Annotated in this window: 19 protein-coding genes; 13 read left to right on the forward strand and 6 right to left on the reverse strand. The window is 62.4% G+C overall.

Annotated features, from left to right (window positions below; genetic code table 11):
* Positions 1-182: 182 nt before the first annotated feature.
* From AC070A_RS19080 to groL, 5 genes are all read left to right on the forward strand, one after another.
* Complete coding sequence (locus tag AC070A_RS19080) at positions 183-1,382, forward strand: aq_1923 C-terminal domain (protein ID WP_058320196.1); 1,200 nt, start codon at positions 183-185, stop codon at positions 1,380-1,382.
* 469 nt (positions 1,383-1,851) lie between these two features.
* A complete protein-coding gene (locus AC070A_RS19085) occupies positions 1,852-3,285 on the forward strand; it encodes a cytochrome P450 (RefSeq protein WP_113479466.1) in 1,434 nt (477 codons plus the stop codon).
* Positions 3,272-4,279: a lysophospholipid acyltransferase family protein gene (locus tag AC070A_RS19090; protein WP_057252605.1), complete on the forward strand. Its 1,008-nt coding sequence runs from the start codon at positions 3,272-3,274 to the stop codon at positions 4,277-4,279. The genes AC070A_RS19085 and AC070A_RS19090 overlap by 14 nt, the downstream gene beginning before the upstream one ends.
* Before the next feature lie 134 nt (positions 4,280-4,413).
* On the forward strand, positions 4,414-4,647 hold the full coding sequence (locus AC070A_RS19095; RefSeq protein ID WP_057252607.1) for a hypothetical protein: 234 nt from the start codon (positions 4,414-4,416) through the stop codon (positions 4,645-4,647).
* 112 nt (positions 4,648-4,759) lie between these two features.
* The gene (gene groL, locus AC070A_RS19100) at positions 4,760-6,385 is read left to right on the forward strand and encodes a chaperonin GroEL (RefSeq protein ID WP_057252609.1); all 1,626 of its coding nucleotides are present in this window, start codon (positions 4,760-4,762) and stop codon (positions 6,383-6,385) included.
* A gap of 168 nt (positions 6,386-6,553) precedes the next feature.
* Here groL and aspS read toward each other — a convergent pair whose 3' ends face one another.
* The gene (gene aspS, locus AC070A_RS19105; RefSeq protein ID WP_057252612.1) at positions 6,554-8,341 is read right to left on the reverse strand and encodes an aspartate--tRNA ligase; all 1,788 of its coding nucleotides are present in this window, start codon (positions 8,339-8,341) and stop codon (positions 6,554-6,556) included.
* A gap of 323 nt (positions 8,342-8,664) precedes the next feature.
* Between aspS and AC070A_RS19110 the strand changes: the two genes are divergently transcribed.
* The 4 genes from AC070A_RS19110 (at position 8,665) to AC070A_RS19125 (ending at position 13,971) form a co-directional block, all read left to right on the forward strand.
* The gene (locus tag AC070A_RS19110; protein ID WP_057252893.1) at positions 8,665-9,906 is read left to right on the forward strand and encodes an MFS transporter; all 1,242 of its coding nucleotides are present in this window, start codon (positions 8,665-8,667) and stop codon (positions 9,904-9,906) included.
* A 95-nt stretch (positions 9,907-10,001) separates the two neighbouring features.
* Positions 10,002-11,402 carry a multicopper oxidase family protein gene (locus AC070A_RS19115; RefSeq protein ID WP_113479465.1) on the forward strand — a complete coding sequence of 467 codons (1,401 nt, stop codon included), beginning with the start codon at positions 10,002-10,004 and terminating at the stop codon, positions 11,400-11,402.
* 78 nt (positions 11,403-11,480) lie between these two features.
* Entirely contained in the window at positions 11,481-12,632 is a 1,152-nt protein-coding gene (rnd, locus tag AC070A_RS19120) for a ribonuclease D (RefSeq protein WP_058320199.1), read from the forward strand.
* A 289-nt stretch (positions 12,633-12,921) separates the two neighbouring features.
* Entirely contained in the window at positions 12,922-13,971 is a 1,050-nt protein-coding gene (locus tag AC070A_RS19125; protein ID WP_058320200.1) for an adenylate/guanylate cyclase domain-containing protein, read from the forward strand.
* 22 nt (positions 13,972-13,993) lie between these two features.
* On the opposite strand, the gene AC070A_RS19130 is transcribed toward AC070A_RS19125, so the two are convergent.
* Positions 13,994-14,401 carry a DUF2000 family protein gene (locus tag AC070A_RS19130; RefSeq protein WP_058320201.1) on the reverse strand — a complete coding sequence of 136 codons (408 nt, stop codon included), beginning with the start codon at positions 14,399-14,401 and terminating at the stop codon, positions 13,994-13,996.
* On the opposite strand from AC070A_RS19130, the gene AC070A_RS19135 reads away from it, so the two are divergent.
* Together AC070A_RS19135 and AC070A_RS19140 are read left to right on the forward strand one after the other, a co-directional pair.
* On the forward strand, positions 14,400-15,296 hold the full coding sequence (locus AC070A_RS19135; RefSeq protein WP_082663721.1) for an AraC family transcriptional regulator: 897 nt from the start codon (positions 14,400-14,402) through the stop codon (positions 15,294-15,296). The two genes, AC070A_RS19130 and AC070A_RS19135, sit on opposite strands and share 2 nt — an antisense overlap.
* A 105-nt stretch (positions 15,297-15,401) precedes the next feature.
* Positions 15,402-16,760, forward strand: a complete 1,359-nt coding sequence (locus tag AC070A_RS19140; RefSeq protein WP_113479498.1) for an esterase-like activity of phytase family protein — start codon at positions 15,402-15,404, stop codon at positions 16,758-16,760.
* 65 nt (positions 16,761-16,825) lie between these two features.
* On the opposite strand, the gene ppx is transcribed toward AC070A_RS19140, so the two are convergent.
* From ppx to AC070A_RS19160, 4 genes are all read right to left on the reverse strand, one after another.
* On the reverse strand, positions 16,826-18,349 hold the full coding sequence (ppx, locus tag AC070A_RS19145; protein WP_058329393.1) for an exopolyphosphatase: 1,524 nt from the start codon (positions 18,347-18,349) through the stop codon (positions 16,826-16,828).
* A gap of 11 nt (positions 18,350-18,360) precedes the next feature.
* Positions 18,361-20,547, reverse strand: coding sequence for an RNA degradosome polyphosphate kinase (locus AC070A_RS19150; protein ID WP_057252898.1), 2,187 nt, complete (start codon positions 20,545-20,547; stop codon positions 18,361-18,363).
* 64 nt (positions 20,548-20,611) lie between these two features.
* Positions 20,612-21,301, reverse strand: coding sequence for a DnaA regulatory inactivator HdaA (gene hdaA, locus AC070A_RS19155; protein WP_093232193.1), 690 nt, complete (start codon positions 21,299-21,301; stop codon positions 20,612-20,614).
* 25 nt (positions 21,302-21,326) lie between these two features.
* Entirely contained in the window at positions 21,327-22,448 is a 1,122-nt protein-coding gene (locus AC070A_RS19160) for an AI-2E family transporter (protein WP_057252628.1), read from the reverse strand.
* 372 nt (positions 22,449-22,820) lie between these two features.
* On the opposite strand from AC070A_RS19160, the gene purM reads away from it, so the two are divergent.
* The gene (purM, locus tag AC070A_RS19165; RefSeq protein ID WP_057252631.1) at positions 22,821-23,891 is read left to right on the forward strand and encodes a phosphoribosylformylglycinamidine cyclo-ligase; all 1,071 of its coding nucleotides are present in this window, start codon (positions 22,821-22,823) and stop codon (positions 23,889-23,891) included.
* Positions 23,888-24,556: a phosphoribosylglycinamide formyltransferase gene (gene purN / locus AC070A_RS19170; RefSeq protein WP_113479464.1), complete on the forward strand. Its 669-nt coding sequence runs from the start codon at positions 23,888-23,890 to the stop codon at positions 24,554-24,556. Before purM ends, purN begins: the two co-directional genes overlap by 4 nt.
* Positions 24,557-24,570: the final 14 nt, after the last annotated feature.

Raw genomic sequence — 24,570 nt, forward strand, 5'->3', positions numbered from 1 at the left:
CTTCGGCTGTAGTTGATTTGGACGATTTGTGAGGGGGATTGCAAGACACGAACTGGCCGCCGAAAACTTCCGGATGTTGCCGTTCGCTCCCAGTTGACGCCCTCTGCGGAGACAAACCAGATTAGCCACGCCTCATCTTCGAAACAGTTACACAATCAAAGATTTTACGAAGGAACTCGACAATGATGCACACGCGCAAGATCCGCCTGATGATGGCGAGCGCCGCGCTCCTCACGCTTACCAGCCCGGCCTTCGCACTCGACGGCGCGGACCTGATGAAGAAGCTCGACGCGGCAACGAACGCGAACGGCACCTCCATCACCTATGACAAGGCCGAAGTGGACGGCGACAAGGTGACGGTGACCGGCGTGCAGCTGAAGGTCGCCAGCCAGCCGGGCGAACCGACGAGCCTGAAGATCGGTGATCTGACCTTCGAAGGTGTCGAGGAAACCGAAGGTGGCGGCTACTACGCCGAAACCGTGTCGTTCCCTGACGTCAATGTCAGCCAGGACGAGGGAAGCATTTCGGTCAAGGACATCCTGCTTTCCGGCCTGACGATCCCCGCCAATGCCAACGGTGGAACGATCAACGACATTCTTCTCTACGAAAGCGCCAGCACCGGCCCGATCGCTCTCAACGCCAAGGGCAAGGAAGTCTTCTCGCTCGAAAGCACCGAAGCGAACCTGGCACGCCAGGAAAATGACGCCGGCTTCGACTTCGACGCGACCGCCTCGGGCATCAAGGCCGACCTGTCGACCGTCGAGGACGCCAAGACCAAGGAGGCGATCGAAAAGCTCGGCCTCACCACGATCGACGGCGCCTTGACGATGAAAGGCAGCTGGGAGGTCGAAAGCGGCAATGTCGCACTCGAAGAATATGCCCTCGACTTCAAGAACGTCGGCCGGCTGAACTTTGCCCTGGACATTTCCGGCTACACGCTTGCCTTCGTGAAATCCATGCAGGAAGCGATGAAGGCCGCCGAGGCCAATCCGAACAAGGAAGAGGCGAACCAAGCCATGGGCCTTGCCATGATGGGCCTGATGCAGCAGCTGACCTTCAACAGCGCCGAAGTCCGCTTCGACGATGCCTCGATCACCAAGAAGGCGCTGGACTATGCCGGTTCGCAGCAGGGCGTTTCGGGTGAGCAGATGGCTCAGTCGCTGAAGGGCCTGGTGCCGATCATGATGGCGCAGCTCAATGTGCCAGAACTGCAGAACCAGGTGTCGGCCGCCGTCAACGCCTATCTCGATGGACCGAAGAGCCTGACGATCAGCGCGGCACCGGAAAAGCCGGTTCCGTTCCCGATGATCATGGGCGCTGCCATGGGCGCACCGAACACCATTCCGTCGGTGCTCGGCGTCAAGGTGACCGCGAACGACTGATCGCTCCGCTTGCTCCGCCCGGAGCAACCGACCTTACCACGAGCTTTGCGCGCCCACCGGGCGCGCAAACTTTAGCGGCTCAGCCTACCTGATTTGCCGTAGCCCACAGGACCTCTGGTCCAGCTTCATTCAGCAGATCTGTATTTTGCACCCGCCGGCCCTCCACAGGACAAGGGCTGTTTCTACTTGCGGCCATGCGAACGGTCGGCACCGTACGTCTTGAAGGCGCGCGCTTCGGTTGCAGTGGCCGTTACTCTCTCCGAACGTCGTTCATGGCGCCAAGAAAATTTCACCGCCGGGCGATAGCGTTTTTCATCAAAATCGTGCATGCCACACTCAGGCGGCCGAGAATTCGACGTTCCGTGAACTTGAGAGCATTTCAGCCTCGACGAGGAATTCTCGGACTCTGTGTAAGAAATACAAATATACGCCTGAATATCATCTTCATATTACGGCAGATCGGACGTAAATGCTCGCCTGGCTCCAGCAATCTGTAAATTTCAGGGAAGAATTGCTGGAGGGGAAATTCGCCCCCGTCCGTGCCGATTACTATTCGGGTCCGCCAGGTAAGCCGCTACGGCTCCTGCTTCAGGCGCGGACGGATTTCCTGTCGATCTGGCGCGCCAGCGACTATACCGAAAACGTCTCGCAGACCCGGATCCTCGGCCGGCAGATCATCGTCGTCAACTCGCCCGATCTGATCCGACAGGTGGTCGTCAAGCGACACGAGAACTTCGAGCGCAAGAGCCCGCAGATGCGCCGGGCGCTCGAGTTTCTGCTCGGCGACGGGTTGTTCATCTCGGATGGAGACACCTGGAAGCAACGCCGGCCGCTGGTGGCCGACATCGTCCACGCCAAGAGAGTGCCGTCCTTCGGTCCTGTCATGGAGACGACAACCAGCGAACTGGTCGAGCGCTGGAACCAGATGCCCGACGGTGCCGAGGTCAACGCCCTGCACGAAATGGCGGGCCTGACCGCCGAGATCATCGCACGCAGCGTCTTCGGCAACCAACTCGGAGACGACAGTGCGGCTGCCGTGACCGAGGGCTTCACCAGCTACCAGTCGCTGGTCGATTCCATCAACATCGGCTATTTCCTCGGCTTCGACGACGGCTTGCCCGTCCTGCGCACACCGAGCCTGCGCCGCTCGGTCAAGCGCATCCATGGGACCATCGACAAGGTGGTGGAGGATCACCTTGCCGGCCGCGGCGACCACAATTCGATGGTCGAACTGCTCATCCGGCGGCAGCAGCGAAATCCGGAGCTGAAGCTCGACCTCGTCGCCTTGCGCAACGAAGCCGCGACCATCTTCATGGCCGGTCACGAGACGACGGCAGCCACACTTACCTGGACCTGGTATCTGCTTTCGAAAGCAGGCTGGATCGAGAAGGCCGTGCACGACGAGATCGCCAGGGTCTGCGGCGACCGGACGCCGACGATCGACGACGTGCCGCGGCTCGAATGGTGCCGGGCCGTCATTGAAGAAACGCTTCGCCTTTACCCGCCGGTTCCGATCCTGGCGCGACAGACGCGCGAGGCGGACATGATCGGCGACGTTGCCGCCGAGCCGGGCTCGCTCGTCCTGATCGTGCCATGGCTCTTGCACCGCACGGAAAGTCTGTTCGAAGACCCACACCACTTCCATCCGGAGCGGTTCACCGAAGGCCGTCGCCCGACGCCCTACAGCTTCATTCCCTTCGCCAGCGGCCCCCGCGTCTGCCCGGGCCTGCATTTCGGCCTGACGGAAGCGATCCTCTGCCTGGCGATCATCGCTCAGCGCTACCGGGTTCGCCTGCGCGAACGCCACGCGGTCGAGCCGATCTGCCGGCTGACCCTCAGACCGAAGGGCGGGCTTCCGGTCACTTTACACAGGCGAGAAGGCACGTCGCATGGCGCCGGATAATCCTGGCGTCAGGGGACCGATTGCCAAGCGCAAGGCCTGGACTTTCGCTGAGGAGCAACCGCCGCGTCTTGGGGACGCATTGGCAGGCGGTGACCGGTCCCGGGCCTTCCGGCGCTATTGGATTACCGACAATCTGTGGAACCTTGCCAATCTCACTGCCCATTTCGGCATGAAGCTTCTGCCGATGGATGCATGCTCACGCCTGGGGGCCGCACTCGGCCTTTTCGTGGTGCCGCGCTTTCACAAGATCGCCACGCAGCGCGCCCGGGATACGATCAAACATCTGCGTCCGGACCTGAGCCCCGAGGAACAGGAAGCCTTGTTCCTCGAAAACTGCCAGGCCCAGGGACGGTTGATGACAGAATTTTCCGTCATCAACAGGTTGCAGCGGCATGGCGAGAGGTTGCGGACCGATGGCCTTGCTCCGATCCGCGACGTGGCGAAAGACGGCCCCGTCGTCCTCGTCGGGCTTCATCTCGGAAATTGGGAAGTTGGGACGATCGCGTTCCGCAGTCTCGGTCTCCAGCCTCATGCCTTCTACGTACCACCCAAGAGCCGTGCCAAAGCATGGATCGCCGAGCGCGTCCGCAGCAAGGCCGGATTGCGGTTTCTGCCGCCGGGCATGGAAGGAATCCGACCGGCGATCAAGATCCTGAAGAGCGGCGGCGTCGTCAGTATGTTCTGCGACGAAGGCTTTGGCGGCATGATCCGCGGACCGTTCTTCGATCGCAAACCTCATCAGGAAGGCAATCTCGCGCTTGCCATCCGCCTGGCGCGCATGACGGGTGCCACGATCTGCCCCTGGTACGGCTTGCGCACCGACGGTTTCCGTTTCGAATGCCAGGCGCTGGAGCCCCTCCGGCTTCCGGCTTCCGATGAGCCGAATGCACGCCTCGTGAAAGATATGCTGCTGTTGAACGATGCGATCGAGCCCGTCGTTCGCGCGCATCTCGACCAATGGTATTTCCTGGACAACGCGCTTCGGCCGGAATGACGCCTCATGGTTTTCCGCCCACTTGGCTTCCATGATATGATCAGCGCTTGATGCCTTCAGACCCCGGCCTATTTACATTGGGCGGGGATCCGAGGTCCCCGCATTCCTGACCGATAAAACGGAAGGAGGAGCCCATGGGACTGAAGCATGCGGATATCACCGCTATCCTTGGCCCGGTCGACGAGACACTGATGGCCGAGTTGCTGGCGACGGGGGCCACGGCCGGCGAACTCGCCGAGGCCATTGCTTGGGTCAACAACGACGAGGCGCTGATCGGCGAAGGCCGCCACTTGCCGGCTGGCCGGGTTGCGGCGTTGATCGATATCCTGACGCCGGACAATGACGAGGAACGGGACTTCGCGACCTAGCCGATCAGGCGGCGAGGCTGCGCTAGTGATTTTTGATTGCATGCAAGGTTGCCCCCGCGCGGCGGGCGGCGGGAGCATCAGGCCACGTGTTTTGTGTTGAGGGAGGTCAACGATGGCAGCCAAGGAAGTCAAGTTCAGTAGCGATGCCCGCGACCGTATGCTGCGTGGCGTCGATATCCTCGCCGATGCCGTGAAGGTGACGCTCGGCCCGAAGGGGCGGAACGTGGTGATCGACAAGGCCTTCGGTGCGCCGCGTGTCACCAAGGATGGCGTCTCGGTTGCCAAGGAGATCGAGCTCGAAGACAAGTTCGAGAACATGGGGGCGCAGATGCTGCGCATGGTGGCGTCACGCACCAGCGATGTTGCCGGCGACGGAACGACGACGGCCACGGTGCTTGCTCAAGCGATAGTCCGGGAAGGCGTCAAGGCAATCGCATCGGGTATGAACCCGATGGACCTCAAGCGCGGCATCGACCTCGCCGTCGAGGCGATCGTGGCACAACTGAAGATCCATGCCCGCAAGATTTCCAACAACGAGGAAATCGCCCAAGTCGGCACGATCTCCGCCAACGGCGACAAGGAAATCGGCAACTATCTGGCACAGGCGATGGAGCGCGTCGGCAACGAGGGTGTGATCACCGTCGAGGAGGCCAAGACCGCCGAGATCGAACTTGAGATCGTCGAGGGCATGCAGTTCGACCGCGGCTATCTCTCCCCCTATTTCATTACCGACCAGGAGAAGATGCGCGTCGAATTTGAGGACCCGTACATTCTCATCCACGAGAAGAAACTCTCTAACCTCCAGGCCATGATCCCGATTCTCGAATCGGTCATCCAGGCGAGCCGTCCCTTGCTGATCATCGCCGAGGATGTGGAGGGCGAAGCGCTTGCCACGCTCGTCGTCAACAAGCTGCGCGGCGGTCTCAAGATCGCAGCCGTCAAGGCCCCCGGGTTTGGAGATCGGCGCAAGGCCATCCTCGAGGACATCGCCATCCTGACGGGCGGCACGGTCATTTCCGAGGATCTCGGCATCAAGCTTGAAAACGTGACGCTCGACACGCTCGGGCACGCCAAGCGGGTGATGGTCGAGAAGGAAAACACCACGATCGTCGATGGCGCCGGAACGAAGGCGGATATCGGCGGACGTGTCAGCCAGATCAAGGCACAGATCGAGGAAACGACCTCCGACTATGATCGGGAAAAGCTGCAGGAACGGCTCGCCAAACTCGCCGGCGGCGTTGCGGTGATCCGGGTTGGCGGCTCGACCGAAGTCGAAGTGAAGGAAAAGAAGGACCGGGTCGACGATGCCCTGCATGCGACGCGAGCCGCGGTAGAGGAAGGCATTCTGCCCGGCGGCGGCGTCGCGCTGCTGAGGGTCGTCCACGCGCTCGACGGGCTCAAGGCCGCCAATGACGATCAGCGCGTCGGCATCGAGATCGTTCGGCGGGCGCTCGAGGCGCCGGCGCGCCAGATCGCCGAGAATGCTGGCGCTGAAGGTTCGGTGATCGTTGGAAAGCTGCGGGAGAACAGTGACTTTGCCCACGGCTGGAACGCCCAGACCGGAGAGTACGGCGATCTGTTCCGCATGGGTGTCATCGACCCCGCAAAGGTCGTGCGCGCGGCGCTGCAGGATGCGGCTTCCGTCGCCGGCCTGCTGGTGACGACCGAGGCCATGATCGCCGAAAAACCGAAAAAGAACGGACCGACGCCGCCGTCTGGTGCTGGAATGGACTTCTGACGGCCGCCAGACGCTCATTCTCGCATGGCGAACGCGACCGTCGAGGGCTTGGGGCCAATTCAGCCGCGCCGTTCTACGGCAAGCAGTGAACCCAGATCACAGGCAGACCATGAAAAAAGCCCGGCGAAACGATCGCCGGGCTTTCGTTTTTGACAGGTCTCTTCGACCTCAATCCTTCTTCTGCGGGATCGGGCGAAGCGCCAGTTCACGCAGCTGGGCCGGCGTCGCCTCGGACGGCGCCCCCATCAGGAGGTCGACCGCCTGCTGGTTCATCGGGAAGATCGAAATCTCGCGCAGGTTCTTCGCGCCGACGAGCAGCATGACGACGCGGTCGATGCCGAATGCCATGCCGCCATGCGGAGGCGCGCCGTACTGGAACGCACGGTAGAGGCCGCCGAACTGCTCTTCGACTTCCTGCTGCGACTTGCCGGTCAGCTCGAAGGCCTTGACCATGACTTCCGGGAGCTGGTTACGGATCGAGCCGGAGGCGATCTCGAAGCCGTTGCAGACCATGTCGTACTGGTAGGCCTTGAGCGACAGCGGATCTTCGGTGTTCAGCGCCTCGAGGCCACCCTGCGGCATCGAGAAGGGGTTGTGGGCGAAATCGATCTTCTTTTCGTCTTCCAGCCATTCGTAGAACGGGAAGTCGACGATCCAGCAGAATTCAAAGCGGTCACGGTCGACGAGGTTCAGCTCCTCGCCGGCGCGTGTGCGGGCTTCGCCAGCAAACTTGTAGAACTTCGAAGGGTCGCCGGCGACGAAGAAGCAGGCGTCGCCGTCATCGAGGCCAAGCTGGGTGCGGATCGCATCGGTGCGTTCCTCGCCGATGTTCTTGGCAAGCGGACCGGCGCCTTCGAGCTTTTCGCCTTCCTTGCGCCAGAAGATGTAGCCGAGGCCCGGCTGGCCCTGGCTCTGCGCCCAGGCGTTCATGCGGTCGCAGAAGGCGCGCGAGCCACCGGTCTTGGCCGGGATCGCCCAGACTTCAACCTTCGGGTTCGAGGCGATCATGTTGGCGAAGACCTTGAAGCCCGAGCCGGCAAAGTGCTCGGTAACGGCCTGCATCTCGATCGGGTTGCGCAGGTCCGGCTTGTCGGAGCCGTATTTGCGGATCGCCGTGTCGTAAGGAATGCGCGGGAACTTTTCCGTCACCGGCTTGCCATCGGCAAACTCGACGAAGATCTCGCGGATGACCGGCTCCATCGTCGACCACACGTCTTCCTGCTCGACGAAGCTCATTTCCAGGTCGAGTTGGTAGAACTCGCCCGGCAGACGGTCGGCGCGCGGGTCTTCGTCGCGGAAGCACGGCGCGATCTGGAAGTAACGGTCGAAGCCGGCAACCATCAAGAGCTGCTTGTACTGCTGCGGCGCCTGCGGCAGGGCATAGAAGTTGCCGGGGTGGATACGCGACGGAACCAGGAAGTCGCGTGCGCCTTCCGGTGACGATGCGGTCAGGATCGGGGTCGTGTATTCGGTAAAGCCGACTTCGCCCATGTGGCGGCGCATCGACGAGATGATCTGGGTGCGCTTGACGATGTTCTTGTGCAGCGTGTCGCGGCGCAGGTCGAGGAAGCGGTACTTGAGACGCACGTCTTCCGGATAGTCGGGCTCGCCGAAGACCGGCAGCGGCAGTTCCTTGGCGGCCGAGAGTACCTCGATCTCCTGCGCGTAGAGCTCGATTTCGCCGGTCGGCATGCCTTTGTTGACGGTGTCGTCGGTGCGAGCCTTGACGCGGCCGTCGATGCGGATGACCCACTCGCCGCGAACGGTTTCAGCCGACTTGAAGGCCGGGCTGTCCGGATCGGCGACGACCTGGGTGATGCCGTAGTGGTCGCGCAGGTCGATGAAGAGCACGCCGCCATGGTCACGGACACGGTGGACCCAGCCCGAAAGGCGAACGGTGGAGCCGACGTCCGACTTGCGGAGGGCGGCACAGGTGTGGCTGCGGTAACGATGCATCGTTTTATCCCGGAATTGCGAAAGAGCCGCGCAGGCTCGTGGGACACGGCGCGCGGCACATGGTCAAAATCGGGCGGAAAAGCGCATGATGCGCCGGCTTTGTCAAGCCGCGCGACCGCCGCCGCCCCAGATGGAGATGCGTTCTAAACCAAGGAAACGGCCAGTCCAAGACCGCTTGAGACAGAAGCAGGCCGAAATGCCGCGAAAAGAACGGCAATCGTCACAATTCGGGGCTGTCCGGCCACGGAATGCGGGGCTACACATTGGAAGGCCTCACAATGATCCCCCGAGTCGCGGCCGCTTTCCCGGATGTCGCCTGCCCCATGTCTCAGATTCGCCCGCTCATCCCCCTCCTCGTCACCGCAGGCATCCTCATCGGCGGCAATGGCCTGCAGGGCACCTTCATCTCGCTTCGTGCGTTGGAGGAAGGTTTCTCGACATCCCTGATCGGCGTCGTCGGGGCCGGCTACAATATCGGTTTCGCGCTCGGCTGCGTCTATGTCACCCGCATGCTGCGCGCCATCGGCCACATCCGCACGTTCTCGGCCATGGCGGCAATTGCCTCCGCCGCGGCCATTTCGATGGTGCTCGTCATCAACCCGCTGATGTGGTTTCTGATGCGGCTGCTTGCCGGCATCTGCTTCGCCTGCCTGTTTGCGACCGTCGAAAGCTGGCTGAACGCCAGCGTCACCAACGCCAACCGGGCGCGTACGCTTTCCGTCTATCGCCTCGTCGACCTTGGATCGGTGACGGCGGCGCAATATGTCATCCCCGGCATCGGCCTCGAGGGGTTCGAACTCTTCGCCATCATCTCCATGGCACTGACACTGTCGCTCGTGCCGATCTCTTTTGCCGACCGGTCGAGCCCGGTGGCACCGGAAGCGATCCGGTTCGACGTCAAGGCGCTCTGGAACATTTCGCCACTCGCGACCGTCGGCTGCATCGTCGTCGGCCTCACCAACGCCGCCTTCCGCTCGCTCGGGCCCATCTACGCCCAGGGCATCGGCCTTTCCGTGACGGCGATCGCCACCTTCATGAGCGCCGGCATCATCGGCGGCGTCGTGCTGCAATATCCGCTCGGCCATTATTCCGACCGGATCGACCGCCGGCTGATCATCCTGATCGCCACTTTCGGCTCGCTGCTCGCCGGCCTGTTCCTGGCCTTCGGCGCCGGCAACGACGAATGGCTGAACTTTGCCGGCATCTTCCTCTTCGGCGCTTTTGCCATGCCGCTCTATTCGCTCTGCTCGGCGCATGCCAACGACCACGCAGCCGAGGGGCAGCATGCGCTGGTATCTGCCGGCATGCTGTTCTTCTGGTCGCTCGGCGCGATCATCGGGCCTCTTTTTGCGTCCTTCCTGCTCGACATCTTCGGGCCGCAGGCGCTGTTCATCTACACGGCGGCGATCCTCTTCCTGTTCATGCTCTACACCCTGCAGCGCATGACGGCGCGCGGGCCAGTGCCCGCCGGAGAGCGTGCGATGCCGTTCCGCAACCTTTTGCGCACCTCGTCCTTCTTCAACAAGCTCGCCACCGGCAACAACCACAAGCGCAAGGATGGCTGAGCCTGCGGCAAGATGCGCGCAGTTCGGATAATTGCTGAACTCCACAATCAGGTTTAGAACCGGCAGCAACCTGAACAGCAGCCGAGATTGCCGAAATGCCCGTCATCAGCCGCCGTACTTTTCTTCAAGGCTCCGCTGCTCTGGGAGGTGCCTTTGCGCTCGGGGCGGGCATGGCGGCACGCGCCGGGGCCGCGCCGGATCCGCAGACCCTGACGGCACGTCTCACCGAGGCGCAGATCGCCAGGGATGGCGTGACGCCGAAGGTGATGACCTACGGTTTGGGCGAGGCTGAGAACAGCGGCGTGCCGCCGGTCCTGCGCATGCGCAAGGGTGAGCCTTACGCCGCGCGTCTCATCAACCGGCTCGACGAGCCGACGACGGTGCACTGGCACGGCCTTCGCATCGCCAACGCCATGGATGGCGTTCCCGAGCTGACGCAGCCCTATGTCTATCCGGGCGACCACTTCGACTATCTCTTCACGCCGCCGGACGCCGGCACCTTCTGGTACCATCCGCACTGCAACACGCTGACCCAGATGGGCAGCGGGCTCACCGGCGTGATTGTCGTCGAGAACCCCGAGGATCCGGATTTCGATGCCGAGATCGTGCTCAACCTCCGTGACTGGCGGCTTGGCACCGGCGGCGCCTTCATCGATCCGTTCAAGCCGCGCGATGCCGCGCGCGGCGGGACCTATGGCACGGTGCGCACCGCCAACTGGCAGCAGGAACCGACTTACGACGCACCGGCAGGCGGGCTCATTCGCGTGCGCATCGCCGCGACCGACGTCACGCGCATCTACACCATCGGCCTCGACGGCGCTGAGGCGATGGTGATCGCGCTCGACGGCAACCCGGTCGACAAACCCTTTTCCCTCGATCGCTACGACTTCGGCCCAGGCCAGCGCGTCGACCTGGCGTTGCGCATGCCCGATGGCGAGGGCCAGACCGTTTCCCTCGGCAATTTCCGCGGATCGCATCCCTGGACCATCGCACGCTTCCGGGCAACCGGCGCGTCGCTGAAACGCGACCTTAGGGATGTCGCCCCCCTGCCCGCCAACCCGATCGCCGAAGCGGACCTTTCCACCGCGACCCGTGTGCTAATCGAGCTGACGGCGACGGCCGAGCACAAGGCGGCACCTTCGATCTGCGGCTCTCTCGGCTATACGTTCTGGGCGATCAACAAGGTGCCGTGGCCGGGCGACACGCCCGATCCGATCGCGCCGATCGAGGAAATGAAGCTCGGCAAGAGCTATGTTCTTGAGGTTGCCAACCGGACGCCGCATGCGCATCCGATCCATCTGCACGGCCTGAGCTTCCGTATTCTCAACTCGAACAAACGGACCTTCCTGCCGCCGCCGACCGATACGATCCTGCTCCTGCCCGACGAACAGGCGGAAGTGGCGCTAGTAGCGGACAATCCGGGCGACTGGGTCATCCATTGCCACATCATCGAGCATCAGAAGACCGGCATGACGGGTTATTTCAAGATCGTCTGAGAATTTCCATTGTGACAGATGCCGCGAAGAGCTACACGAAAATCTAAGCCGCATTTTTGCCACAGTGATTTAAATCTGATGATTGAAACAACCACAGACCTTGAGGCCGCCTGCGAGCAGCTGGCCCGTTCAAATTATATTACGATTGACACCGAATTTCTGCGCGAGACGACCTTCTGGCCGGAGCTCTGCCTGATCCAGATGGCGAGTCCGGATCTCGCCGTCATTGTCGACCCGATGGCCAAAGGCATCGACCTTTCGCCCTTCTTCGCGCTGATGGCCAATCCTGAAGTCATCAAGGTATTCCATGCCGCGCGTCAGGACATCGAGATCATCTTCCATCTCGGCAACCTCATTCCGCACCCGATCTTCGACACACAGGTCGCGGCCATGGTTTGCGGCTTCGGCGATAGCGTCTCCTATGACCAGCTCGTCAACCGCGTGACTGGCACGCAGATCGACAAGTCCTCACGCTTTACCGACTGGAGCCGCCGGCCGCTGACCGACAAGCAGCTCGACTATGCGCTCGCCGACGTCACGCATCTGCGCGACATCTACAAGTACCTGGCCGCAGAGCTGGAACGCGAGGGGCGCTCGTTGTGGCTGACTGAAGAGATGGCGATCCTTGAGGCACGCGACACCTATGACCTGCATCCGGACGACGCCTGGCAGCGTCTCAAGATGCGCGTCAAGAAACCGATCGAACTCGCCGTCCTCAAGACCGTCGCTGCCTGGCGCGAACGCGAGGCGCGCGCCCGCAACGTACCGCGCGGCCGCATCCTGAAAGACGACGCCATCTACGAGATTGCCCAGCAGCAGCCGAAGGACGCGGAAGCCCTGGCACGGCTTAGGACCGTTCCCAAGGGCTGGGAACGCTCCAGCGCCGGAACTGCGGTCATCGAGGCGGTCAACGAGGCGCTCGCGATCCCGAAGACCGATCTGCCGAAGCTACCGCGCCAAAACCATACGCCGGAAGGCGCCGCTGCCGCAGGCGAAATGCTCAAGGTTCTTTTGAAGCTTATCGCCGAAAAGCAAGGCGTGGCCGCGAAGATCATCGCCAACAGCGACGATCTCGACAGGATCGCCGCCGAGGGCGAGAAGGCCGATGTCGGCGCGCTCAAGGGCTGGCGGCGCGAACTCTTCGGTGAAACCGCGCTGAAGCTCATCAACGGCGAAGTGGCTCTTCGTTTCGTCGACAAGAAGATCGAGACGGTGGAGCTCGGCAGCTAGATCGCGTTTGCGACAGGCGGCAAACGGTATCGGGCAGAGTCAAGTTTCCGCCCGATTCCGGCTCTAGCTGAAAGTCGGGCGGAACAGAATCACCATCGTCTCGAACGAAGGTGATTACTGCATGTTTCCTTTAATCGTACCCGATTAAAGGGCAAAAACATGCAGAAATTCAAAGTGCCACAGCGACCCTTGCGCGTCTGATAAGACGCGCGCCGCTGTTGGCGTGGCAGAGCGGCAACGTTGCGTGCCGACTGACACGTATGCCGCTTCTTCCGTACCGGGGCTTTCTATGCGTTGGCGCTTCTCCACTTTCGAAGGACTTCTGCTGCTGCTCGTCATCGCGGGCGCAGGGGCAGTTTACGCATGGGTTTTCTATGGAAAGGGCGCCCTGATCGGCGCCACCTACGCGCTCTTTATGTGCCTGCCGATCATTGCTTTCGAGAGGCGCATCATCTTCCGGCGCCTCAATCGGCGGATCCACGCCTTCTCGACGCCTGTCTTCTTTGTCGCCTCGCTTGCGATCTACTTTGTGCTTCTCGACGTCGGCTACGCGGCGGCCGGCCTGATCATGCAGACAAGCGGCGTTATGGACGACAACTGGATGGAGGCGATGACGCCATCCAAGACGGTCCTGCTCTTCGCATTGGGCATCTCGGGTTCGCTCGTCTTCATCCTCCGGGTTCGTGAACTGTTGGGCCGCGACGTCTTTCTGAGCCTGCTGACGGGCCGTTACCGCAATCCGGTTCAGGAAGAGCGCGTCTTCCTGTTCGTCGACCTCGCCGGCTCGACCAGCTACGCCGAGAAACACGGCGACCTCAGGATGCAGGAATATCTCGGCCGGCTGTTCGCGACGATTGCCGACCCTGTGCTGCGCTATCGGGGGTCGATAGACGACTATGTGGGCGACGCTGCCGTCATCACCTGGCCCTTCGACCGCGCCACCAACAATGCGGCCTGCATTCATTGCGTCTTCGACATTCTGGAAATAATCGATGCGGAGGCGCACCGCTGGCAGAAGGAATTCGGCGAGGTCCCGCGCCTGCGCGCAGCCCTTCATGGCGGCACCATCGTCGCTGCCGAAATCGGCCTCGACAGGCACAAGATCACCTATTTCGGCGATACGGTGAACACCACCGCCCGGCTGGAAGGCTTTTGCAAGACACTCGGCCACCAGGTGCTGATCTCCACCGACCTCGCCCGCAAGATGCGTCTGCCGCACTATGTCCGGGTCGAGGATCTCGGCGAGCACGCGATCAAGGGCCGCGGTCAAAAGCTCGGCGTTCTGGCACTGCGTGTCGGAGGCTCGACGTCCGCCCTTGCGCCCAGTGCGGCGGAATAGTCACCGTCGGGCCGTAGCCGCTTCAGCCGTGCAGTTTTGCGCCCTTGGTAATCTTGTCGACCAGCTTCTTGTCCGCATGGATGGCGATGCCGGCGACCGCGGCATCGTCCGGGCTGGTTTCCGCGAAAACCGCGCGATTGGCATTGTCGTGGCCGGTGGCGAACATGCCGTCGACATAAATCGACGTCCGCACATCCCTTTCGATCGCACGCCGTTGAATGTTGCCAAGCGTCTTCCCATCTGCGGCGAGCACGATGATCGGCTGAACACTCAAGGCGTTGTAGACGTTGCCAGCGCCATCGCGATAGTCTTCACCGATGATATCGGGCTTCTGCCCGGCAATACCGGTGGCGAGGAAGGCGGTGACGTTCAGCTTTTGCCAGGTTGCCAGGTCTTCGCGCAATACGATCGCAAATTTGGTATCGAACATGACGGTCATCTCCATTTCAGCCCGACAGGGCGTGCCGGAAGACGCATTATCGGAGGGTGCTGCCGTCGATCTTGAACGATTGTGCGGGACTCAAGGTGACGGTATCCGGGTCGCTCCCGCCGTCGATGGCATCGAGCGCATAGAAGCGCGCCTGCATGGGAAATTCTTTGAGCCGCACCGCCACGACACCTATGCGATCGGCGTGACGCTGGGCGGCATCCAGACGTTCCAGTACCGCGGCGAAAGCCGCTTCAGCAAACCCGGGAGCATCATCATCCTCCACCCGGACGAGATCCACGATGGCGGCGCGGGAACGGAGATCGGGCTGCGCTATCGGATGATGTATCTGCAGCCGGAACGCTTGCTCGCCGCGCTCGGAGAAACGGGGCGCGCCCTGCCCTTCGTCGCAGCACCTGTCGTGGGTGACGAGGCCCTGCGGCAGGCGGTCGGAGAAGCCGTGATGGACCTCGACAATGGCATCGACGAGCTGGCGCTTGACGACATCCTCGTTCGGATCGCGGAGGGCCTCTACCGGCATGCCGGCGCCAAGGACATCAAGCCCGGAAAGGCCGACAAGCACGCCGTTCTGGAGGCAACCGAATACCTTCGCGCCAATCTCGAGCGGCCCGTGGGTTCCCAGGAACTCGAGGCCGTCAGCGGGCTCGATCGCTTCACGCTGGCGAGGCAGTTCCGCAAAGTTCTCGGCACAAGCCCGCATCGCTACCTCCTGATGCGCCGGCTGGAGCGCGCCCGGCAGATGATTGCCAGGGGAGAAAGTCTTGCAGGTGCTGCGCTCGAAACCGGCTTTGCCGACCAGGCGCATTTCACCCGCCACTTCAAGCGGGCCTATGGCATAACGCCCGGGCGCTGGGCGAGCCTCGCCATTGCCGGCTAAGCCTGTCACCAAAGCTTCATCGGTCTGTCAGACAAGCATCACCCCTTCGTCATCTAAGCCGCCTATCGGGTTGCGGTCTTTGGCATCCAACCCATGGTGACTTTTATGACGAAAACGCTTCTCGCCACCGCGGCGCTCTCACTTTTGATGACGATGGCCGCCTCGGCCGAGGAAAAGTCCTTCACCGCAACGCTGAAGGGTCACGCGATCCTGCCGGCGAACACGATCATCGCCGCTCCCTCGGATGCACCCGATTACCTGAAGACCTCCGGCAAGTTCACCTCCGCGGACCGCAAGCGCGCAGAAGCGCTCGGCACCGTGCCGGGCAAGGACGGCGTTCGCCCGACCGGGCTTTCGCTGCCCTTCAACGGCCAGCCGATGCAAGGCTTTTCCGGCATCAAGGCGATGGAGGACGGTACGTTCTGGAGCCTCTCCGACAATGGCTTCGGCAACAAGCTGAACTCCACCGACGCCATGCTGATGCTGCATCACGTCAAGATGGACTGGGATGGGGGCAAGGTCGAAGCGCTGAAGACCCTCTTCCTCACCGACCCGGACAAGAAGGCACCCTTCCCGATCGTCATGGAAGGTTCTGACAAGCGCTATCTCACCGGGGCGGATTTCGACGTCGAATCGATCCAGCCGGTCGCCGACGGCTTCTGGGTTGGCGAAGAATTCGGACCCTACATCCTCAAGTTCGATCTCGACGGCAAGCTGACGGACGTCGTTGCGACGACGGTCGATGGCAAGCCGGTCCTGTCGCCCGACAATCCGACGCTGACGCTGCAGGCCGACCCGTCGAAGAAGACGCCCGCTTTCAACCTGAAGCGCTCCGGCGGCTATGAAGGCATGGCCCTTTCCAAGGATGGCAGCAAGCTCTATGGCCTGCTCGAAGGCCCCCTCTGGACGGACGGCGAAACGGTCGAGCAGGCCGATGGTCGCCCGGCGCTGCGCATCATCGAACTCGATGTCGCGAGCAAGGACTGGACCGGTCGCAGCTGGCTCTATCCGCTGGCTGAAGGCGGCGAGGCGATCGGCGACTTCAACATGCTCGACGACAAGACCGCGCTGGTGATCGAACGCGACAACGGCGCCGGCACGGTCGACAAGGCGTGTGCCGACCCGAAGGACCCGAAGCCGGACTGCTTCGCCACCGGCTCCAAGGTCAAGCGCATCTACAAGATCGCCTTCGATGACAGCAATGTCGGCAAGGCCGTCCGCAAGATCGGCTACATCGACCTGCTCAAGATCGCCGACCCGGATAACAAGAAGCGCCAGGGCGGCGGCGAAGGCTTCTACGACATGCCCTTCGTCACCATCGAGAACGTCGACCGCGTCAATGAGACCCACATCATCGTCGGCAACGACAACAACCTGCCGTTCTCGGCCGGTCGCGCGCTCGACAAGGCCGATGACAATGAATTCGTGCTGCTCGAAGTCGGCGATTTCCTGAAGGCCGAATAATCAAAAAGGGCGCGCCAGCCCAGGTTGGCGCGCCCTTTCCGCAAGAAACAAGATTTTCCTCAGCCTCAGCTTTCGAAGTGGAAAGCGAGCCTCTTGCCGGTGAGCTTGCCGAGTTGCTGCAGGCGCCCATCCAGCCGCTCGCCGGCAAACTCCGAATAGGCGGCCGGAACGACGATCTCGAGATCCACGTCCGGCTGGGACGATTTGCGGAACGTCAGGTTCTGCGTAATCCCCGGCATCGACGCCGAGAACAGGTAGGCGACACGCAGCAGGCCGCCGAGCAGCTTCGCCAGTTCCAGCAAGCGCGGCGTGGTGATACCGGCAAGCGCGTTCGTGGCGCCGTCATCGTTCAGCCCTTCGAAGCGGTAGTAGTTGGCAAGCGCGATATAGGCGCGGCCCGCATGGGTGATACCGGAGAAGGTCGAGTGGGCGATGATGTTCAGCGCCTGCAGGCCGCGATAGTCGGGATGCGCGCGCCAGCTGATATCGGCGAGCAGGCACGCGGCCTGACGATAACGGCTTTCCTCTTCCGTCTCTTCTATCCCGAAGAACGGCACCATGCGGCCCGTCCAGTCGGCCAGTTCACGCGCATGCTCGGGTGAGCGGGCGCGCAGGATGGCGATTTCATTCGCCGCCGTCAGCAGCGGATCCTGGGCGCGTTCCTCGTCCTTCAGCAACGAGAACAGATAGCCTTCGCGCACACCGAGTGCCGAGAAGGAAATCCGCTCCGGCTTCATGATCGAGAGCGCTTCCTGCATGGCGATCGCCCCGAAGGGCAGAAGGCTGCGGCGGCTCTTCGAGATCGTCGCATAGGCCGACGGCTTGATGCTCTTCGGCTCGATCACTTCAGGCAGCAGCGCCATCGCCTCGTCGTAGGAAATCTCGTAGCCCTGCATCATGTGCAGCGGATAGTCCCGGGTCTCCATGTGCAGCTTGGCGATCGAGCGCCATGTGCCGCCGACGGCGTAGAAGGTGCGGCCCGTACCGGTCCTCAGCACGGCCGAGTTCTTCATGAACTTGCGCACCCAGGTGCGCGCTTTCGTGAGCGAGCCATTGCTGTGTTCGAACAGCCGGATGCCGCCGAGCGGCAGGGTGATACCCTTGCCGATCTTCGTGCCCGAGACGTCGACGAGCTCAAGGGAACCGCCGCCAAGGTCGCCGACGACGCCATCAGGATCGTGATAGCCGCTGACGATACCCATCGCAGAATAATAGGCCTCCTCCTCGCCGGTGAGGATACGGACCTTATGGCCGAGGATCGCCTCCGCCTTCTCGATGAAGGCCGGACCGTTGCTCGCTTCGCGTGCTGCCGCCGTGGCGAGCACATACATCGATATGGCACGCGCCTGCTTCGAGAGCGCGTGGAAGCGATGCAGCGCCCTGAGCGCGCGCTCGACGCTTTCTTCGTCCATGCGTCCGGTCGCATCGATGCCCTTGCCGAGACCGCACATCACCTTTTCGTTGAACAGCATGGCCGGCGAGCGGCTCAGGCCTTCATAGACGACAAGGCGGATGGAGTTCGAACCGATATCGATAACGGAAACCGGGCGGATGCCGGGCAGACGCCCCTGCGCTTCTGATTCGACCATGCAATTCCAGTTTATTTGTGCCAGCCGCTCTTCCAGCCAGCTATGAGCTTCGGTGCGCTGGACTTCAGGGCTTCACCCCGGCCGGAGAGGCTGGGATTGGTCATGAAATAGTGCTGTGCGTTGAAAGGCTCGGCGTCCTTGCCGACTTCCATCCGGCGAGAGGTGCCATCAGGAAGAATTTCGTAGCTCTGCTGGTTGTCGATGAGATTGCCCAGCATGATCTGCGACAGAACCTGTTCGTGCACAGTCCGGTTGATGAGAGGCACGAGCGTCTCGACCCGCCGGTCCAGATTGCGCGGCATCATATCCGCCGAGCCGATATAGACAAGGGCATTTTCCGATGGAAGCCCATGGCCGTTGCCGAAGCAGAATATGCGGGAATGTTCGAGGAAACGGCCGACGATGGACTTGACACGGATGTTGTCGGAGAGCCCGGGGACTTGCGGCCGAAGGCAGCAGATGCCGCGCACCACGAGGTCGATCTCGACGCCGGCGCGGCTCGCCTTGTAGAGCGCGTCGATGATTTCCGGGTCGACGAGAGAATTCATCTTCATCCAGATCGCCGCCGGGCGCCCGGCCTTGGCATGTTCGATCTCTTCGTCGACGTGCTTGAGGATGCGCGGGCGCAGCGTGTGCGGCGAAACCGCGAGCTTCATGCCGGCTTCCGGCTCGCCATAGCCGGTGATGAAGTTGAAGATGTTCGCCATGTCGTGGGCGATCACCGGGTTGCAGGTGAAGAACGACAGGTCGGTATAGATCTTCGCCGTCACCGGGTGATAGTTGCCGGTGCCGAGGTGGCAGTAGGTCCTGAGCCTGCCTTCCTCACGCCGCACCACCATCGACATCTTGGCGTGAGTCTTGAGTTCGATGAAACCGAAAACGACCTGCACGCCGGCGCGCTCGAGGTCGCGCGCCCAGCGGATATTGGCCTCCTCGTCGAAACGGGCCTTGAGCTCGACCAGCGCCGTCACCGACTTGCCGGCTTCAGCCGCATCGATCAGCGCGCGCACGATCGGACTGTCGTTCGAGGTGCGGTAGAGCGTCTGCTTGATGGCGACCACTTCAGGATCGCGTGCCGCCTGCAACAGGAACTGCACGACGACGTCGAAGGATTCGTAGGGGTGGTGGACCACCATGTCCTTCTCGCGGATCGCCGCCAGGCAATCGCCGGCATGCTCGCGGACGCGCTCGGGAAAGCGCGGATTGTAGGGGTCGAAGCGCAGATCGTCGCGCGGCGCCTTGGTGATTTCAGAGAGTGTGTTGAGCGCCAGCAGGCCGGGCAGGACGGCGATGCGGTTTTCCGGAACGCCGAGTTCCTGCACGACGAACTGGCGCAGCGACGCAGGCATTTCCGAATCGGTCTCGATGCGGATCACCGAACCACGGCGACGGCGCTTCAACGCGGTTTCGAAGAAGCGCACCAGGTCTTCGGCCTCTTCCTCCACTTCGATATCGCTGTCGCGGATGATGCGGAAGGTACCGGAACCCTTGACCTCGTAACCGGGGAACAGCCGATCGATGAACTGGCTGACCATATCTTCGAGCGTAATATAGCGGATGACGTTCTTGACGTCGGGCAGCCGGATAAAGCGGTCGAGCGCGACCGGCAGGCGCAAGAGCGCGGTCATCGGCTCGCGGCCAGTCTTGCTGACGAGCTGCAGGCCCATCGAGAAGCCTAAGTTCGGAATGAACGGGAACGGGTGCGCCGGATCGATCGAGAGCGGCGTCAGCACCGGGAAGATCGACTGGTCGAACTCGTTGGCAAGCCAGCTCCTGTCCTGCGCCGACAGCGACGCCGGGCGCACGATCAGGATGTCTTCCTTGGCGAGATACTGCTGCAGGACCGCAAGCGAGGCCTGCTGCTCCATCTGCAGATTGTCGATTTCCTTGAGGATGTCTTCGAGCTGTTCGACCGGCGTCTTACCATCGGGCGAGCGCATGGAAAGGCCCTGGCGCACCTGCCCTTCCAGGCCCGCAACGCGCACCATGAAGAACTCGTCGAGGTTGGCAGCGGAGATCGACAGGAAGCGAATCCGCTCCAGCAGCGGATGTGCCGTATTCAGCGTTTCTTCGAGCACGCGACGATTGAACTGCAGCCAGGAGAATTCGCGGTTGATGAAGCGCCGCGGGCTGGTCAGCAGATCGATGTCCTCCACTGCCGCCTGGTTTTCGTTCACCGCCGATACCGCGTTATCCATGCTCATTCGATCCCATTGCTCCGGTTGCACCGGCTATCTCAGTTTGACGACGGTTCTGTGACAGTCAATCGGACCGCCGCCGATTCCCCAGTTCTTCGAGAACTTCGGAAGCAAGTGCCCGGCTGAGCTTCGTTCCGCGGGAAAGTGCCAGATGGTCGATGCGCTCGACGATCGTCTGCGCCGCCTCCAGCGACCGCTCCATGCGCTGAACGATATAGCCCACGAGCCGCTCGTCGACGAAGAGCTGGCGGTCGGCGAAAAGCTTGATCAGCACCTGCGTCAGCAACTCGTCATCCGGCTCGCCGATCTCGACGATGGTCGCCGCCTTCAGGCGCGAGCGCAGATCCGGCAGCGTCACCGGCCAGGACATCGGCCATAGCCGCGTCGTCATCAGGAGACCGGTGCCATGCTGGCGCACGTTGTTGATGACGTGGAAAAGCGTCGTGTCGTCAAAGCCGCTGCGGTCGGCGTCCTCGAAGAGGACAGGCTTTTCCGCGGCGATCAGGGCGGCATCGGAGCCGGCGAGCGGATGGATCGTTTCGGCCCCTGCCCGCTCTTTCCAGATGCTGGCGAGATGCGATTTGCCGGAGCCGACCGGCCCGGCGATGATGACGACCGGCGACGGCCAGTCCGGCCAGTGGTCGACGATGGCGATCGCAGCGCTCAGCCTGTCGGAGACGAGCAGGTCCTCACGGCCCGTCGCCGGGTCGTGGCCGAAGGCCAGGGGTATTTGTTCGAATGGGCGTTTTGTCATGCTGTACTCGGGACAATCGTCGGAATCAGGCGGCCTTGTCGCTCTTCGCCTTCTTTTCCACCGCCTTGCCGTGCCCGTGATAGAGGTCGCTATCAAGGTACCGCTGGATGCCGAAGCGGACAAGCACGCCGATGGCGGCTGCTGCCGGCACCGCCACCAGCAGACCGACGAAGCCGAAGAGCGCGCCGAAGGCAAGGAGCGCAAACATCAGCCAGACCGGATGCAGGCCGACGCTTTTACCCACCAGCTTCGGCTGGAGGATGTTGCCCTCCATGAACTGACCGCTGAAGAAAACTGCAAGCACGAGGCCGATCCAAAGATAGTCCGGCCAGAACTGCACCAGGGCAACGCCAACAGCGAGCACCAGGCCGACCATGGATCCGACATAGGGAATGAAGCTGATCATGCCGGCGAAGAGGCCGATCAGCAGGCCGAAATTGAGACCGACCAGCGACAGGCCGATACCGTAATAGAGGCCAAGGATGACGCAGAGCGAGCCCTGCCCGCGCACGAAGCCGGCGATCGTCGTGTTCATGTCGCGGGCGATCTGGCGCACGTCCGAGACGTAGTCACGCGGAACCCAGCTATCGACCTTCTCCACCATCCGGTCCCAGTCGAGCAGAATATAGAAGGCGACGACAGGGGTAACGACCAGCAGCGAAATGACATCGAGCAGCGCCACGCCGGAGTTCCAGATCTGCTGGAAGAGCGTGCCGACGAAAGCGGCTCCCTGTTCCAGCAGCTTGCCGGAGCTCTGCTTGAGCGACGGCATCTGGCTCGCCAGCCAATCGGGGATCAGACGCGTCTGCGCTTCGTTGACCAGCACTTGCAGCTTCGAGGCGTAGCCGGGGATGTTCGCGATGAAATCGGCCGCCTGGCTGACGACAACAGGAATGATGACCATGAGCGCCAGCACGAAGACCACGACGAAGCCGATCAGGATGACGACCGTCGCCATCAACCGGCTGAGGCCAAGCCGCTCGAGACGGTCGGCGACCGGATCGAGGAAATAGGCAAGCGCCATGCCGGCAAGGAAAGGCAGCAGGATCGAGCTGAAAACCATGAGGAAGGCAATGAAGGCGGCAAGCACCAGCAGCCAGAAAATGACCTGGCGCTGCAATCCGGAACCGCTGACCTTGATATCCATGACACTCCCTTTAGATCGCGATGATTTTAGGTCGGATCGACCTGAAATCATAACCGTGGTCGCTTGTCACAAGCGGGAGCGGGGTGCGGGCGGAAAACCGCGCACACTTTTCCACATCCCGCGCTGGCGCGCCGCATGCGCCGATCGCGTATCACAACCCTGCAAGGAGATAGGGGGCGGCGCGGGCGCCGGTCAAGTCCAACCGGGCAAGGCCGCACGGTTTGGAGCCATGCTGCTTCGCTTCTACCGTGGGATATGGGCAAAATGTTGAAAAAACGCCGCCAATCCGTGCTCTCGGCTTGCACTCCCTTGCCTGCCGTGCCAATCGCATCCGCAAAATATCTGTCGCACGACGAGCCTTGGAGAACGAGCATGAGCCAGTCGGGAAAGAACGGCCTCACCTATAGCGATGCGGGCGTGGATATCGACGCCGGCAACCTGATGGTCGAGAAGATCAAGCCGCATGTGCGCTCGACGAGGCGTCCGGGTGCCGACGGTGAGATCGGCGGCTTCGGCGGTCTGTTCGACCTGAAGGCGGCAGGCTTCACCGACCCGGTTCTGGTTGCCGCCAATGACGGCGTCGGCACCAAGCTCAAGATCGCCATCGATGCCAACAAGCACGACACTGTCGGCATCGACCTTGTCGCCATGTGCGTCAACGACCTCGTGGTCCAGGGCGCCGAGCCGCTGTTCTTCCTCGACTATTTCGCGACCGGCAAGCTCGACCCGGACCAGGGTGCCGCGATCGTCGCTGGCATCGCCAGCGGCTGCCGCGAAGCGGGCTGCGCGCTGATCGGCGGCGAGACGGCCGAAATGCCCGGCATGTATTCGGGTGGCGATTATGACCTTGCCGGCTTCGCCGTGGGTGCCGCCGAGCGCGGACAACTGTTGCCGGCCGGAGACATCGGCGAAGGCGACGTCATCCTCGGCCTCGCATCGTCGGGCGTTCACTCCAACGGCTATTCGCTGGTGCGCAAGATCGTCACGCTCTCGGGCCTTGCCTGGGACGCACCCGCGCCGTTCGGCGAAGGCACGCTTGCCGATCTCCTGATGACGCCGACGCGCATCTATGTGAAGCCGCTCTTGAAGGCGATCCGCGAGACCGGCGCGATCAAGGCGCTCGCCCATATCACCGGCGGCGGCTTCCCCGAGAACATTCCGCGCGTGCTGCCGAAGCACCTCGCCGCCGAGATCGACCTCGATGCGATCAAGGCGCCGAAGGTGTTCTCCTGGCTTGCACAGACCGGCGGCGTTGCTGCCAACGAGATGCTGCGCACCTTCAACTGCGGCGTCGGCATGATCGTCGTCGTCCCGGCGGACAAGGCTGCGGAGATCGCCTCTGTGCTGACCGGCGAAGGTGAAACCGTCTTCACGCTCGGCCGGATGGTCGCGCGCGACGAAGGTGCTGCCGGCACGATCTACAAGGGCACCCTCGCCCTATGACGACTGAGGTCTCGACGGGCAAGAAGCGGGTCGCCGTCTTCATTTCGGGTGGCGGCTCCAACATGCTGGCGCTGGCGAAAGCCGCGGCCGAGCCAGGTTTTCCCGCCGAGATCGTTGCGGTCATCGCCGACAAGGCGGATGCCGGCGGCCTCGTCAAGGCGGCAGCACTCGGTATTGCCACACGCAGTTTCCTGCGCAAGGATTTCGACAGCAAGGACGCCCACGAGGCGGCAATCCTTGCCGAGCTCGATCGCCTATCGCCGGATATCATCTGCCTGGCCGGCTATATGCGGCTGCTTTCGGCAACCTTCATCCAGCGCCATCAAGGGCGGATCCTCAACATCCACCCCTCGCTGCTGCCGCTCTTCCCCGGCTTGCACACCCATCAGCGGGCGATCGACGCCGGCATGAAGGTCGCCGGCTGCACGGTGCACTTCGTGACCGAAGGCATGGACGAAGGCCCGATCCTCGCGCAGGCAGTGGTGCCGGTTCTCCCCGGCGATACATCCGAAAGCCTTGCAGCGCGGGTGCTGACCGTCGAGCACCGCACCTATCCGATGGCGCTCCGGCTGATGGCCGAGGGCAAGGTGCGCATGGAAGATGGTCGCGCGGTGAGCCATAGCGCTGCCGAAGCAACCGCCACGCTGATCTCGCCTGCCGCCTGATTAGAGCACCCCGC

The sequence above is a fragment of the Ensifer sp. GW101-20A05 genome, from assembly GCF_059424735.1.

Bases quoted from the DNA above. Each gene is read 5' to 3' on its own strand.
- AC070A_RS19110 (WP_057252893.1), top strand. From the start codon at position 8,665: ATGTCTCAGATTCGCCCGCTCATCCCCCTCCTCGTCACCGCAGGCATC.
- groL (WP_057252609.1), top strand. From the start codon at position 4,760: ATGGCAGCCAAGGAAGTCAAGTTCAGTAGCGATGCCCGCGACCGTATG.
- hdaA (WP_093232193.1), bottom strand. From the start codon at position 21,301: ATGACAAAACGCCCATTCGAACAAATACCCCTGGCCTTCGGCCACGAC.
- purN (WP_113479464.1), top strand. From the start codon at position 23,888: ATGACGACTGAGGTCTCGACGGGCAAGAAGCGGGTCGCCGTCTTCATT.
- AC070A_RS19160 (WP_057252628.1), bottom strand. From the start codon at position 22,448: ATGGATATCAAGGTCAGCGGTTCCGGATTGCAGCGCCAGGTCATTTTC.
- AC070A_RS19150 (WP_057252898.1), bottom strand. From the start codon at position 20,547: ATGGATAACGCGGTATCGGCGGTGAACGAAAACCAGGCGGCAGTGGAG.
- AC070A_RS19080 (WP_058320196.1), top strand. From the start codon at position 183: ATGATGCACACGCGCAAGATCCGCCTGATGATGGCGAGCGCCGCGCTC.
- AC070A_RS19085 (WP_113479466.1), top strand. From the start codon at position 1,852: ATGCTCGCCTGGCTCCAGCAATCTGTAAATTTCAGGGAAGAATTGCTG.
- AC070A_RS19125 (WP_058320200.1), top strand. From the start codon at position 12,922: ATGCGTTGGCGCTTCTCCACTTTCGAAGGACTTCTGCTGCTGCTCGTC.
- AC070A_RS19115 (WP_113479465.1), top strand. From the start codon at position 10,002: ATGCCCGTCATCAGCCGCCGTACTTTTCTTCAAGGCTCCGCTGCTCTG.
- AC070A_RS19140 (WP_113479498.1), top strand. From the start codon at position 15,402: ATGACGAAAACGCTTCTCGCCACCGCGGCGCTCTCACTTTTGATGACG.
- purM (WP_057252631.1), top strand. From the start codon at position 22,821: ATGAGCCAGTCGGGAAAGAACGGCCTCACCTATAGCGATGCGGGCGTG.
- AC070A_RS19135 (WP_082663721.1), top strand. From the start codon at position 14,400: ATGACGGTCATCTCCATTTCAGCCCGACAGGGCGTGCCGGAAGACGCA.
- AC070A_RS19130 (WP_058320201.1), bottom strand. From the start codon at position 14,401: ATGTTCGATACCAAATTTGCGATCGTATTGCGCGAAGACCTGGCAACC.
- rnd (WP_058320199.1), top strand. From the start codon at position 11,481: ATGATTGAAACAACCACAGACCTTGAGGCCGCCTGCGAGCAGCTGGCC.
- ppx (WP_058329393.1), bottom strand. From the start codon at position 18,349: ATGGTCGAATCAGAAGCGCAGGGGCGTCTGCCCGGCATCCGCCCGGTT.
- aspS (WP_057252612.1), bottom strand. From the start codon at position 8,341: ATGCATCGTTACCGCAGCCACACCTGTGCCGCCCTCCGCAAGTCGGAC.
- AC070A_RS19095 (WP_057252607.1), top strand. From the start codon at position 4,414: ATGGGACTGAAGCATGCGGATATCACCGCTATCCTTGGCCCGGTCGAC.
- AC070A_RS19090 (WP_057252605.1), top strand. From the start codon at position 3,272: ATGGCGCCGGATAATCCTGGCGTCAGGGGACCGATTGCCAAGCGCAAG.